The organism is Bacillus litorisediminis (assembly GCF_022808645.1).
Lineage (GTDB): Bacteria > Bacillota > Bacilli > Bacillales > JC228 > Bacillus_BF > Bacillus_BF litorisediminis.
This window is the reverse complement of sequence record NZ_JAKZKT010000042.1, coordinates 18,284-31,680: the sequence shown is the minus strand read 5'-3', so window position 1 is coordinate 31,680 and position 13,397 is coordinate 18,284. Positions and strand designations below refer to the sequence as shown.

General features: G+C 37.2%; 15 protein-coding genes and 2 pseudogenes. 8 read left to right on the top strand and 9 right to left on the bottom strand.

What is annotated here, in order from left to right; genetic code table 11:
- A partial coding sequence (locus tag MLE14_RS17730) for a transposase (protein ID WP_243299746.1) occupies positions 1–288 on the bottom strand: 288 nt, incomplete at its 3' end.
- Positions 289–405: 117 nt separating this feature from the next.
- Positions 406–2,358 carry an ABC-F family ATP-binding cassette domain-containing protein gene (locus tag MLE14_RS17725; protein WP_243299745.1) on the bottom strand — a complete coding sequence of 651 codons (1,953 nt, stop codon included), beginning with the start codon at positions 2,356–2,358 and terminating at the stop codon, positions 406–408.
- A gap of 196 nt (positions 2,359–2,554) precedes the next feature.
- On the opposite strand from MLE14_RS17725, the gene MLE14_RS17720 reads away from it, so the two are divergent.
- The 3 genes from MLE14_RS17720 (at position 2,555) to tatC (ending at position 4,232) form a co-directional block, all read left to right on the top strand.
- The gene (locus MLE14_RS17720; protein ID WP_243299743.1) at positions 2,555–3,199 is read left to right on the top strand and encodes a redox-sensing transcriptional repressor Rex; all 645 of its coding nucleotides are present in this window, start codon (positions 2,555–2,557) and stop codon (positions 3,197–3,199) included.
- Positions 3,200–3,288: 89 nt separating this feature from the next.
- On the top strand, positions 3,289–3,462 hold the full coding sequence (locus tag MLE14_RS17715; RefSeq protein WP_097160816.1) for a twin-arginine translocase TatA/TatE family subunit: 174 nt from the start codon (positions 3,289–3,291) through the stop codon (positions 3,460–3,462).
- Between the two features lie 14 nt (positions 3,463–3,476).
- A complete protein-coding gene (tatC, locus tag MLE14_RS17710) occupies positions 3,477–4,232 on the top strand; it encodes a twin-arginine translocase subunit TatC (RefSeq protein WP_243299742.1) in 756 nt (251 codons plus the stop codon).
- 42 nt (positions 4,233–4,274) lie between these two features.
- On the opposite strand, the gene MLE14_RS17705 is transcribed toward tatC, so the two are convergent.
- Both MLE14_RS17705 and MLE14_RS17700 read right to left on the bottom strand, forming a co-directional pair.
- The gene (locus tag MLE14_RS17705) at positions 4,275–4,469 is read right to left on the bottom strand and encodes a YdiK family protein (RefSeq protein ID WP_243299741.1); all 195 of its coding nucleotides are present in this window, start codon (positions 4,467–4,469) and stop codon (positions 4,275–4,277) included.
- Between the two features lie 3 nt (positions 4,470–4,472).
- A complete protein-coding gene (locus tag MLE14_RS17700) occupies positions 4,473–5,177 on the bottom strand; it encodes a CPBP family intramembrane glutamic endopeptidase (protein WP_243299739.1) in 705 nt (234 codons plus the stop codon).
- Positions 5,178–5,491: 314 nt separating this feature from the next.
- Between MLE14_RS17700 and groES the strand changes: the two genes are divergently transcribed.
- Entirely contained in the window at positions 5,492–5,776 is a 285-nt protein-coding gene (gene groES, locus MLE14_RS17695; protein ID WP_243299738.1) for a co-chaperone GroES, read from the top strand.
- Positions 5,777–5,824: 48 nt separating this feature from the next.
- Positions 5,825–7,447, top strand: a complete 1,623-nt coding sequence (groL, locus tag MLE14_RS17690; protein WP_243299736.1) for a chaperonin GroEL — start codon at positions 5,825–5,827, stop codon at positions 7,445–7,447.
- 91 nt (positions 7,448–7,538) lie between these two features.
- On the opposite strand, the pseudogene MLE14_RS17685 reads toward groL, so the two are convergent.
- Positions 7,539–8,762 (bottom strand): annotated as a pseudogene (locus tag MLE14_RS17685) (tyrosine-type recombinase/integrase).
- An 11-nt stretch (positions 8,763–8,773) separates the two neighbouring features.
- A complete protein-coding gene (locus MLE14_RS17680; protein WP_243299735.1) occupies positions 8,774–9,151 on the bottom strand; it encodes a hypothetical protein in 378 nt (125 codons plus the stop codon).
- 613 nt (positions 9,152–9,764) lie between these two features.
- Here MLE14_RS17680 and MLE14_RS17675 point away from each other — a divergent pair.
- Positions 9,765–10,274, top strand: coding sequence for a hypothetical protein (locus MLE14_RS17675; RefSeq protein WP_243299734.1), 510 nt, complete (start codon positions 9,765–9,767; stop codon positions 10,272–10,274).
- 298 nt (positions 10,275–10,572) lie between these two features.
- Here MLE14_RS17675 and MLE14_RS17670 read toward each other — a convergent pair whose 3' ends face one another.
- Together MLE14_RS17670 and MLE14_RS17665 are read right to left on the bottom strand one after the other, a co-directional pair.
- Complete coding sequence (locus tag MLE14_RS17670; protein WP_243299733.1) at positions 10,573–11,049, bottom strand: hypothetical protein; 477 nt, start codon at positions 11,047–11,049, stop codon at positions 10,573–10,575.
- A 25-nt stretch (positions 11,050–11,074) separates the two neighbouring features.
- The gene (locus MLE14_RS17665) at positions 11,075–11,542 is read right to left on the bottom strand and encodes a hypothetical protein (protein WP_243299732.1); all 468 of its coding nucleotides are present in this window, start codon (positions 11,540–11,542) and stop codon (positions 11,075–11,077) included.
- Between the two features lie 200 nt (positions 11,543–11,742).
- Here MLE14_RS17665 and MLE14_RS17660 point away from each other — a divergent pair, with 200 nt between their 5' ends.
- Complete coding sequence (locus tag MLE14_RS17660; protein WP_313897777.1) at positions 11,743–12,510, top strand: DUF2935 domain-containing protein; 768 nt, start codon at positions 11,743–11,745, stop codon at positions 12,508–12,510.
- Here the strand turns inward: MLE14_RS17660 and MLE14_RS17655 are convergent.
- Positions 12,508–12,600: pseudogene (locus MLE14_RS17655) on the bottom strand (transporter); the annotation flags it as partial. The gene MLE14_RS17660 and the pseudogene MLE14_RS17655 overlap by 3 nt on opposite strands.
- 350 nt (positions 12,601–12,950) lie before the next feature.
- Between MLE14_RS17655 and MLE14_RS17650 the strand changes: the two are divergent.
- Positions 12,951–13,370 (top strand): hypothetical protein, encoded by a 420-nt coding sequence (locus MLE14_RS17650; protein ID WP_243299731.1) that lies wholly within the window; start codon positions 12,951–12,953, stop codon positions 13,368–13,370.
- The last annotated feature ends 27 nt before the right edge of the window (positions 13,371–13,397 follow it).

Here is a 13,397-nt window from a genome sequence, read left to right as displayed (position 1 = left end):
ATCACGATCACGGGGGACCGCAATTTCAACTTCTCCTGTCGTCGTTTTCACGAACTTTTTGCCATATCCATTTCTTCTATTGCTTGTTTCTTTTTCTCCCTTGTCATTTGATTCATAGCCCAAATGATGATTCATTTCACCTTTAAGCATCGACTCAAACATAGGGCCAAATATGTCTTTTAATGCTTCTTGCATATCTTCTACAGATTTAGTTTGGTACTGTTCGATAATCTTGTTAGCTAATTCTACGGAGTTCGGATCTCTTTTCAATTTCCCCATTGAAAACACTCCTTTAGCTTTATACTTATTATTCTATCAAATAAAAAACTGTGTGAGTAAGGAACCGTACGTATTCTTTACTTACACAGTTTATATTACACTCCCCGCATACACATAAAACGACCCCTAACTATTAGGGGCCGTTTCCATTTCTTCTGCTGCCAAAGTCCATTCTTCTAACGTCTGATCCAACTCGGCTTGGAGTTGTTCATGTTTGGTTTGCAGTTCCAGCAGTTTTTCATGGTCTTCGATATTTTCTGGTTTGTAGAGTTCTTCTTGGATTTCCTCCAGTTCCAGCTCTAGTTGTTCAATTTTCTTTTCTAGTTCTTCAACCATCCGCTTTTTTTGGCGTTCTATCCGTTTTTGTTCTTTTTCTTCTTCGTATGTGAGTTTTCGTACTGTTGTGTTGATGCTTATCTTTCCGGCAGCCTTCTCTTCGGCTTCTAATTTTTTTACTTCTTCGAGTTCTTCCTTTTTGGTAAGATAATAATCGTAGTCACCAAGGTATTCTATTGTTCCTTCGTCTCTCAGCTCAACCACTTTTGTTGCAATCCGGTTGATGAAATAACGGTCGTGGGAAACAAATAAAATCGTACCCGGATAATCAATTAAAGCATTTTCAAGTATTTCTTTACTGTCCAAATCCAGATGGTTGGTCGGTTCATCGAGAATCAGTACGTTTGATTTTTCCATCATTAATTTAGCCAGGGCTAATCTTGCTTTTTCTCCACCGCTTAAGGCGGTAACAGGCTTTAGCACATCGTCCCCTGTGAATAGAAAGTTCCCCAGTACTGTCCTGATTTCTTTTTCAGGCAAATGCGGATAGTCGTCCCATAGTTCATCTAAGACTTTTTTATTGGAACGCAGGTTAGCCTGCTCTTGATCGTAATAGCCAAGTTTCACATTGGCTCCAAATTGAAAGTTTCCATCCAGTAAAGGAATCTGCTTCATCAATGTCTTAAGCAGGGTTGATTTTCCGATCCCATTCGGGCCAATAAGCGCTACACTATCTTTCCGCTTCATCTGAAAGGTAATATGGCTGCAAATCGGATGTTGTCCATAACCAATTGCAACATTCTCCACTTTTAAAACATCGTTACCGCTTTGTCTTTCAATCTCAAAAGAAAAATGAGCCGATTTTTCGTCTCCTTGCGGCCGTTCAAGTAGATCCATTTTTTCTAATGCTTTTCGTCTGCTCTGTGCCCGTTTTGTTGTGGAGGCTCTGGCCAGATTTTTTTGAATAAAGTCCTTAAGCTTACTGATTTCTTCCTGTTGTTTTTCGTAAGCCTTTAGCTCTCTTTCGTACATTTCTGCTTTGAGACGCAAGTAGTTGCTATAGTTACCCGGAAACTGAATGATTTTAGTTCTGGATAGTTCATATACCTGGGTTGCAATTTTGTCTAAAAAATAGCGGTCATGAGATACCACGAGTACAGCACCTTCATATGTCTGAAGGTATTTTTCGAGCCAGGTTAGTGTTTCGATATCTAAATGGTTGGTGGGCTCGTCCAAAATAAGGACATCGGGACTTGTCAATAAAAGCTTTCCTAGAGCTAATCTTGTTTTCTGTCCGCCGCTTAATAATTGAATCGGTGTCTGATAATCTTTGTCGTGGAATTGAAGTCCGTGCAAAATAGACCGAATATCAGCCTCATACTGAAAACCGCCTTGTTCCTTAAAACGAATCTGAAGCTGATCATATTCTTTAAGAAGCTTTTTATATTTTGCAGGATTTTCAAGAAGCTTTGGATCAGACATGTCAATTTCCATTTCTCTTAATTTTTTCTCCATCTCTTTTAAAGGCTGGAACACACTTTCGAGTTCATCCCAGATCGACTTTGCCGATTCCAGTCCTGTATCCTGAGAAAGGTATCCAATCGAAACTGCCTTCGGTTTCATAATCTCGCCGCTATCATAAGATAGCTCCCCGGCAATGATTTTTAACAGAGTGGATTTCCCTGCACCGTTTCTTCCCACAAGGGCCACCCGGTCTCTAGTTTTAACTTCTAATTTTATATTGGATAAAATCACTTCAGCACCGAAGGATTTAGTCAACTGTGAAACTTGTAAAAGAATCATATTATTCACCTCGTAAATACTATTCATAGTGTACATGAATGGAAGGGTTCGGACAATGATTTAGGCGATGGCAGGATTTGCATATCACATTTAAAAAAACGTTAGTTTAAAGTTTATTTTAGAAAGGGCTTACAGACAGGAGGCGAAAAATGGTGTATGATAGGACATGCGAGAAGGAATTCGGGGGTTAAAATGTATGAATCAAGATCAAAATAAAATTCCAAGAGCTACTGCAAAACGTTTGCCCTTATATTATCGGTTTCTTCAAAACCTGTCTGCTTCCGGTAAAAAAAGAGTATCTTCAGCAGAGTTAAGCGAAGCAGTAAAGGTTGATTCCGCTACAATAAGAAGAGATTTTTCTTATTTTGGAGCGTTAGGAAAAAAGGGATACGGGTATAATGTACAAAGCTTACTTGCTTTTTTTCGCAAAACCTTAGACCAGGATGAGGTTACAAATGTAGCATTAATCGGAGTCGGTAATTTAGGAACGGCTTTCCTGCAGTATAATTTTTTAAAAAATAATAATACCAAAATAGCTATGGCGTTTGATGTCGATCCGAAAAAAATAGGAACCACCATCGGCGGGGTTCAAATTTTCGATATGAGTCAGATGCAAAAGAGAATAAAGGAAGAAGGAATTATAGCCGTCATATTGACGGTTCCTGTACAGGTGGCGCAAACCATTACGGATGAGCTTATGGAAACAGATATTAAGGGAATCTTAAATTTTACACCAGCACGGCTGAATGTTCCTCCTTCGATTAGGGTTCATCACATAGATTTAGCAGTCGAGCTTCAATCACTCGTCTATTTTTTAAAGAACTACCCGGAACAGGAATAAAGACATAAAGAATTCATAAATTTGCCTGCTGCCAAGCTTTGACGTAGCGGGAAAATCTAGTATGATGTTAATAGGAGGTGAGGCACACCATGGGTATTGGATGGGGTAGTCTCCTCGTCATTGCATTTGTTGCTCTCTTAATTTTTGGTCCGAAAAAGCTGCCTGAGCTTGGAAAAGCAGCAGGCAACACCCTTAGAGAGTTTAAGAACGCAACGAAAGGCCTTGCTGATGACGACGAAGATAAAAAAGAAGGCAAAAATTAAAGGGTGTCGTATTTATGGAACAAAAGGATATGACCGTTTACGAACATATAACTGAACTTAGAAAACGGCTCATTTACGTGGTCGTTTTCTTCTTATTTGCGCTTGTAGGCGGTTTTTTCTTAACAGAACCACTCATTGTATTTTTACAGCATGCAGATGAAGCCAAGCATTTAACCATGAATGCCTTTAATTTGACAGATCCTGTAAAAATATACTTGCAGGTTACCTTTATTATTGGGGCAGTCATTACCTCGCCTTTCGCTTTATATCAGCTGTGGGCATTTATCAGTCCCGGATTATATGAAAAAGAGAGAAAGGTAACTCTCAGTTATATTCCGCTATCTGTCTTTTTATTTTTGCTCGGGATCTCATTTTCTTATTTTATTTTGTTTCCATTCGTTGTTCAGTTTATGACAAACGTTGCGAATAATTTAGATATCCAGCAGGTAATCGGAATCAATGAGTATTTCCAGTTTCTTTTTCAAATAACGCTTCCATTTGGAATACTGTTTCAATTGCCAGTAGTGGTTATGTTTTTAACCAGGCTGGGGCTTGTGACCCCGATGCTTTTACGGAATATCAGAAAATATGCCTATTTTGTTTTACTCGTAATTGCAGCGTTTATAACACCGCCAGAGCTTTTGAGCCATATGATGGTAACTGTACCGCTGTTGATGTTATATGAAATCAGTATTTGGATATCTGCTGTCTCTTATCGCAAAGTACTAAAAGCAGAAACAGAGGCTTTAAATGAAGCGCATGAAGATTAAAAAAGAAACACGTGCATGTTTACCAAGGCACGTGTTTTTGTTTTATTTGTTCTTTTGTTTTAATTGATAGTGAATCATGACAAAACGCAGGCCCGATCCAAAATCCATTGTGGCTAATAAAATTAATAAATAGGTGAAAAATCCCCAACCTGAATCGCGTACACTTTGAATCGCAAATATTGTAAAAATGATTCCAAGTGCCAGGTAAAGGACCCCTGTAAATAAAGGTGATCTCATATTTTATCCCCCAAAAATCAACCCCGTAGCAGCCATTTGGTCTCGGGCCATAAATTGAATTACCACTACAAAGGTATTAAATAGTACATGGGCCATAATAGGTACCCATATTCGTTCTGTTTTTACATAAAGGTACGCAAATGCAAGTCCTGAAAAGGTGTAGAGAATAATGTGCTGGAAGTCAAAATGGAATAAAGCAAATATTAAGGAGCTTGCGATTCCCGCTATCCAAAAATTTGTTCTTTGATAAAGATTTCCGAAAATCACTTTGCGAAATACAATCTCTTCTAAAATAGGGCCTGCTATCGAACTAGCAATAATAATGAAAGGATATGCTTCGATAAAGCGAATGATAAACTCAGTGTTTTCAGACCCTGCTTCAATGCCCAATAAATTCTCAATTTGAATCCCGATAAATTGGGCTAATAGTGCTAGAAAAAAACCAATAAATCCCCACGTAACAGCTTCTCCAGTTGTGAGCTTCGTTCCGGTACGAACAGGCTGCATTTCCTTCCGCAACAGCCATAAAACAATCAGTAAACCTATAATAAAACTGAGCAGCGTCCAATAAGCAGCTGCATCTTGCTGAGCTGTTATCGGATCCTGTCCGCTAGCAGTCAAAAATGTACTGACGATCGGAACCCCAACTAATCCAGAGAGCTGCATGGCAATAAAGGTAATAATGATAAGCCAGTATTCTTTTTTCAAACCTTCGACTCCTTTTTACAACTAAAAAGTTTGTATACATCTTCCAATCTGGGCATAGGTATACTCTTGGGTGTTACAACCCCTAATCTATTCCATTTTACTAGTAAAGCAGGAAAGCTTTCAATGAATAGCTATTCTTATCTTATGTAATGAATTCCGAAACATAAAAAAATGGGCCAAAAAAATAAAAAAATTTTAATCTCAATACTTGCATTCAGAACGAGGATTCATTAATATTATAAATGGATGTTAGCACTCGGGGTAATAGAGTGCTAATAATAATCTACATATAAAAAATAAGGAGGTTGTTTCACTTGTTAAAACCACTTGGTGATCGCGTAGTAATTGAGCTTGTCGAGTCTGAAGAAAAAACATCTAGCGGTATCGTTCTGCCTGATACTGCAAAAGAGAAGCCTCAAGAAGGAAAGGTTGTAGCTGTAGGAACTGGCCGTGTTCTAGATAACGGTGAGCGTGTTACGCTAGAAGTTTCCGAAGGCGATCGCATCATTTTCTCAAAATATGCTGGTACAGAAGTGAAATACCAAGGAAAAGAATATTTAATTTTACGTGAATCAGATATTTTAGCAGTCGTAGGTTAGGCTGTCCAAATCATAAAATTTTAAACCTATTAAGGAGGTCGACTTATTGTGGCTAAGGAAATTAAATTTAGCGAAGAAGCACGCCGTGCGATGCTTCGCGGTGTAGATACTTTAGCAAATGCAGTAAAAGTAACATTAGGACCTAAAGGACGTAACGTGGTTCTTGAGAAAAAATATGGTTCTCCGCTTATTACGAACGATGGTGTAACCATTGCAAAAGAAATTGAATTAGAAGATGCATTTGAAAATATGGGAGCTAAGCTTGTTGCAGAAGTAGCAAGCAAAACAAACGATGTTGCCGGTGACGGTACAACGACTGCTACTGTTTTAGCTCAAGCTATGATCCGTGAAGGTCTTAAAAACGTTACAGCTGGAGCTAACCCTATGGGAATCCGTAAAGGGATTGAAAAAGCAGTTGCTGTAGCTGTTGAAGAATTAAAAGCTATTTCTAAGCCAATCGAAGGCAAAGCTTCCATCGCGCAAGTTGCAGCAATCTCTGCGGCTGACGAAGAAGTAGGTCAATTGATTGCAGAAGCTATGGAACGCGTTGGTAACGATGGTGTTATCACAATTGAAGAATCTAAAGGATTTACAACTGAATTAGATGTAGTAGAAGGTATGCAATTCGACCGCGGATATGCATCTCCTTACATGGTGACTGATTCAGATAAAATGGAAGCAGTCCTTGAAAATCCATATATCTTAATTACTGACAAGAAAATTTCTAGCATTCAAGAAATCTTGCCAGTTTTAGAGCAAGTTGTTCAACAAGGTAAACCTCTATTATTAGTTGCTGAAGATGTTGAAGGAGAAGCTCTTGCTACATTAGTTGTCAACAAGCTTCGCGGAACTTTCAATGCTGTAGCTGTTAAAGCTCCAGGATTCGGTGACCGTCGTAAAGCAATGCTTGAAGATATCGCGATTTTAACTGGCGGTGAAGTGATTACAGAAGATTTAGGCCGTGACCTAAAATCTGCAACTATTTCTCAACTTGGACGCGCAGCAAAAGTTGTGGTTACTAAAGAAAATACAACAATCGTTGAAGGTGCTGGAGACGCAGCAGCTATCTCTAGCCGCGTAAACCAAATCCGTGCTCAATTAGAAGAAACGACTTCTGAATTCGATAAAGAAAAACTTCAAGAGCGTCTTGCTAAATTAGCTGGTGGCGTAGCTGTTATCAAAGTGGGTGCTGCTACTGAAACTGAGCTAAAAGAACGCAAGCTTCGCATTGAAGACGCATTGAACTCAACTCGTGCAGCTGTGGAAGAAGGTATCGTTGCTGGTGGTGGTACCGCCCTAGTTAACGTTTATAACAAAGTAGCTTCTATCCAAGCTGATGGCGACGTTCAAACTGGTATCAACATCGTGCTTCGTGCACTTGAAGAACCAGTTCGTCAAATTGCTCACAACGCAGGTCTAGAAGGATCAGTTGTGGTAGAACGCTTGAAGAAAGAAGAAATCGGAATTGGATTCAACGCAGCTACTGGCGAATGGGTAAACATGATTGACGCTGGTATCGTTGACCCAACGAAAGTGACTCGTTCTGCTCTTCAAAACGCAGCCTCTGTATCTGCGATGTTCTTAACAACTGAAGCAGTTGTGGCTGACATCCCAGAAGAAAACAAAGGCGGCGGAATGCCTGACATGGGCGGAATGGGCGGAATGATGTGATAAATTGAAAAGAACCCCTTTTAATAATAACAAGGGTTTCAAAGGTTGAGAATAATTTAATCAACCAAAAAAATCACATTTCGCTCACATTTTACAGTGAAACTTTAAAATCGAGGATGTTTCTTAAGGTCTCATTGATCTTTATAGAAGCATCCTCTTTCATTTTTTTGGTTACGTGCATATAAATTCTCATGGTAGTTTTCACATCTTCATGTCCAACCCGTTCCATAATCGTCGGAAGGTCTACTCCCGCAGCTGCTAACATACTAATGTGAGTATGTCGGAATATATGAGGGGTTGCATGCTTCTGAATTGATGTTTTTTCTAACAGTCTTTTCATACGATCTAAGATGTTTTTAGGCGCGAAAGGGTATCCGTTTTCTCTACAGAATACAAAATTACCTTCGTGGAAATCCTTGTACTTTTTTCTCCCATCATTGAGAAGTCTCATTTGCTTCATTTTGTGCTGCTTTAAAATATTGATCACATGTTCTGGCACATCAAACGTTCTAATAGATCCTTCCGTTTTAGGGGGAGTAAGTTCATACTCTCTCATGTTATTGTTTTCATTCACAAGTGTCTTAGTGACGCGAACTGTTCTTTTGCTGAATGAAATATCTGTCCATTTCAAAGCGCACAATTCACCCGGACGCATACCAGAGAAAGCAAGCAAATAAAATCTTTCCACATCAAGGTATAACCCATGTTTCTCAACTACACCTAAAAACTCGGAAATCTCATCTAACTCTAGGTACTCTTCCTCTATGCTCTGATTTTCGATTTCTTCTACTGTTTTTCGTTGTTTAGGAATGATGGCATGAGTTGTAGGGCTTTCCTTTATCATTTTTTCTTTGATAGCGTACTTAAAAATCATTCCAGCGGTAGTATGGACACCTTCAATTGTTGTTCGTGCATACGTAACTGGTTTCCTTGTAGGATTGGGTTTCGATAAGTCCGTTAAGATACTTTGGTACATTTTTGATGAAATTTTGTCGATATTAACTTTCGCGATGTAACGATTAAGGATTTGGATTTCCTTTTTACGGACTCGGATTGTGTTTTTCTTTACGCCCGTCAAAGCGTAAACTTCTAACCATTCCAATGCTACCTTATCAAATGGCATATTTTTTACACGTTTTTAATCGATGCCGTCCTCCTGAAGCTTCCGAATGGCCTCTTCTACCCTCTTCATAGCTTCTTTTTTGGTATTTCCGCGGGAAGAGATTTGTTTTCTTTCACCAGTAACTGGATCCCTAGGTCCATCTGCTACGCAAACCCATTTTTTTCTCTTTCCATCTGGTAGACTGCAATACATGATTAATCACCTCAGTTTGATAAAAAAGAAATTGTTCTATTATAAGGAATTAGCTTTAGTACTTCATCAATATCGGGAATCGGAACAATAAACTGTAAGACAAGCTCAGGATCAATACCATGTTGAAGAATTCGGTGCTTAACTTTCTTAAGATAAATTCCTAACTGATTAGGTTTTGATTCGCTAATAATCAAATCAGATAGGTATAGAGAAGTGCTGATAATAGAATCGTTGAAATCGTCTCGATTAAAATGCTCAAAGGGAGCAATTATTTCAAAGTAGTGAACATGCTTGTCCCAATTAACTTCACATGGTCTAAAGGTAAGAACATACCAGAAGGGAACTAGCTTTTCATTTATATAATCATGATAAATACGTTGCTGAGGCATTAAACAGCAGTTCCTTTCTTTTTATCGATTTGTCAATAAGCTCGGTAAGGGCTTTCCCCGATGTTAGGATTCAAAATCATCGATATAATCTGGTTGAGTATTCAGAGAATCATACCGACATCTTCTTTACTATTAAATTAGTAAACAATCACAACTCAGAAAAGCCCCTTCTCATTTGAGTGGGAGCTTTTTTATAGTAACTGAGATTTCAGAAATTTTTAATAAAATTATAGAAGGACTTTACGATATTATGTCGAATACTTGCACTTAATTACTAATTGGAAATGAGGTGCATTTATTTTGACAGCACAAATTGCCATTTTAAATAAACATGGCATAGCCTTAGCTACTGACAGCGCGGTAACAATAACAGGAAATAATAATCAGAAAGTGTACAACACTGCTAACAAGTTGTTCAATTTTTCGAATAAATTTCCTATCGGAATTATGATTTTGGGTCAGCACAATTTATGGGTGTTCCGTGGGAAACAATAATTAAATGCTTTAGAAAAGATTTGGGGGATATTTCATACAATAGTTTGAATGATTATCCTAATTACTATGATAAATCAGTTAGTCTTTCGATTCCATACACATCTAGTAGTTGAGTAAGATGAAACGTAAATTCCAAAAAACTACCATACTTCTAAGTTTATTAATATCTTTTGTAGCTATCATAGTTATGGCTGTTCTTTATTTTGAAGTGAAAAAGGATACGGATACCTTTTTTACCCAAGTTTTGATGAACATATCAAATAATGTGTCGGAGGATATCATATTAATTGACACTATTCTAGATGGGGTAATTCAATCAAAAGAGATATCATATCACGAAGAATCTAGCTTAGTTATGTTGTACACAACAATAGGAAATGAATTTAATCATTTAAAGACAGCAAACATTTATTTAAGATCTATATCTAATTCACCAGATCATATTATCAATTACACTGCAATGCTTACTAATTTCTTTGCTCAAAGTTTAAGTAAATTTGATAATAAGAATTCTAACCGACATTTAAACGATGAGGAAATTCAAAAGTTGGACTGGATACGGCAAAATAATGATTTTCTTTATTTAGAAAAAATCGGCGTTATCACTAGAAGCTATTACAGAGCTTGATTTAAAGTTAGAGAAAGTAAACCAAGAAGGTAGGACTGCTCTTTATTATTAAATAACGGTGATACTTAAATAGACGACGCCACAAAAAAGGTGTCGTCTATTCCTTTCCCTAATCTAGTTGTGGGGTGCAAAACCTTTAAAAGCCCCTTCTTAATTAAGAGGGGCTTTATAATTTTGTTTGCATAATTTAAAAATTATAGAGCATCCTATAATTTGCCTCTACGAATCACAACTTAGAAAAGCCCCTTCTCTTTAGAGAGGGGCTTTAAATCTTTATTAGGTAATTAATTTGAATAAATTAGGTTGTTAAATCACTTTTATTCTTTTCAATTATTTTTGGTTCATAAGTTGAAAGAACATCAAACACTTCATCCCCTGTTATATAGAGGTGATGTTCTAAATTTGGGTATGTCTTACTATTGAAAAGGGGGTTTTGGTCATCAAACCATTTTATAAATTCTGAGTTAGATACTTTAAAGAAATAAGGTGAATCGGGACTAATTAAGCCACTATCATTAATTTCTTTAAATCTAAGACCATATCTTCCAGTTTCTGTTGAATGTCTAAATGCCCATACAAAATATTCCATAGGTTGCATAAGCTGATCATAAATAATTTCAACTTGGTTATCAAAAGTATCCTCAAAGAGTATTTTTAGATGATTGTTACCTCTTATTACTTCAACCAAAACCATTTGAGATGGATTTTTTCCTTTTAAAAATGTAGATGGTTGCCAAATGTGAAGTATTTCATTTTCTTTAGCTTCATCACTCATACTTTTAACACCCTTTACCCTTAATTTATTCGTAATACCTAATTTTATCCCACACTTTTATGCCATCTGAAGCTGGAAATTGTAGGGTTGGTGTTGAAGTTGTAGTGGATTTAGGGTAATAAGTTAATGTTGTTCCAGTATCTGAATACTGTTTTATTAAAACTCCACCATCTCTAGTTTGAGCCGTACCTGGCATACTATTAAAATCTCTTAAAGCTGCAGTACTTCCACCAGTCTTATCATAACTATTTACTGTCGTTCCTTGTTTTGGAGATGGAGTTGCAGTAGCTTTAATTTCATTCCATCTTGTTTGTGCTGCAGCTCCACACATTATTGAAATTTCATCGGAAGAATAAGAAGCGATATACTCAGGTGGCATTTTAATCCCACAATCAATTGGTGAGGCGTGAACAGTAGAAGATTGGTTTAAGATGCCCATCAATAGAGCGAGTGTTGCAATAATCTCTCCTGCTAAAGTAAGTAATTTTTTCATTTTTTTAAAACTCCTTTCAAATTTTTGTAAGATCAATCACTATTTCTACAAATATTTTACATTTTCCTCCACTTTTTCCTAAAGGGGGCTTTTTTTTATTCTGGACAATTCAATTGTCCCTTAAATTTCTATTTTACTCTTTGAATAGGGACAATTTGACTCTTCATATAAATTAAATGAAATTATGTATTTGAGGGGGAATGTATTTGAATATTTATGATGGATTTTCTGCCAACCTAAGAAATTATGCTACGCCTTGTCCAAACCCATACTGCTATAATCCTAATTGTCGATGTGGATATAAATGTCAATGTACGCCAGAACGCCAGTGTGGGTGTCAAGAGAGCAACCCGGAATCTAACGAGCTCCACGAGTCTGTTGTTGCAGCAATTGAAGAAATGAGAGTATGGGTCCGACTTATGGCTGAACATGCACAATTTATAAGAATGGGTCTTGACCCAAATCCCGAACAGGAGCAATTTTTCCGCATGGCTGACCAGTTTGCGATACAGTTAGGACAACTACACAATCGGGTGATATCGACTCCAAATACTGCCCCTACTTCTATCCTTATTCAACTGAGAGAACAAACTATAACTTTAGTTAACCAACTTATACAATTTAAAAGAACACTATTCCAATTACTTGAAAGTTGCCAGGCATTAGCTATTCTACCTGCTATCTTGGTTGATCATGTAAGACGGGAGGCAGACAGATTTGTAGGCACACTTGAGCGTTCAAAGGGAAATATAACTCGAAATCGAAAAACTTTGGGGATTCCTGATGGAAACGTACAGGCGGAAACGATGCCGAGGCTACTATATCATCGTTTACCTAGAGAACAAGTTTTTAAAATAGGGGTTGAAGAAACTGCATTTTTCTCCAGAATACATTCCGAACATGCTCACCATTTATCCATGAGTTTTCGCCCAGATGTGCAAGAAAATTATAGACGACAAGCCCTATAGTTTAAGGAAAGAAAGACAAATATAAGCAATTATACTTATGATTGCCCCGCGTTCACCTAATTTAAGGTTATTATATTTTTCCTTCTCCATCTCTTTTTACCCTCCTTTATCATCGCCAAATAATCATAACAACTAGAAATTGAGTGGGTCTAGAGCAACCTTTTTGTCCAATTTTAAATAAATAAGTTAAATGCAGTTAATTTGCATTAAGGAAAAATATTATGATATTTCCATCTATAAATGGCACATATTCACGTAATATTTGCACATAAAATTAAAATCGTAGTGAGTCTTATCACCTTCTCCTTGAGTACACAGAAAAGCCCCTTCTCCAATGAGAGGGGTTTTAAACTTTTTTAGAAAAAATATCCTTTACTGGAAGGAATTATTATTTTTTTAAAGAATTTATAAATTACCTAAACTAAAGGAGTGGATTATATATGAAGAAATGGATTTCGATTTTTTCTGTACTTGTTGTCTTGTTGGCAAACTCTAGCTCCGTCTTTGCGGCTGAGGAGCCTCCTCAACTAGGTCCTGGTGAATGGGATACTCTGTGGGAAGATGAGATGTATGTAACTAGTGCTGGAGCTTTAACACCAACAGTAACTTCAGGAGGAGGAGATTTCCAAGTTTGTGTTTATAACAATACTCCTGGAAATGACATCTCTGTATTTCTTTATGAAGTTGATGGTTCAACAAAAACTCAAATACTTCCAGTTGGGATAGTAAGTGCAGAATATGGTTGTGTAACTTATAGAGATATTGATAGCTGGGGTGATGGAACTGATGGTAAGCCAGAATTTCAAGCTAAGCTAGTATCTGAAAGTGGAGAATATGTAGTTGTTGAATTAAATGATTAAAATTTAAAAACAGTCACTTGATTAAGT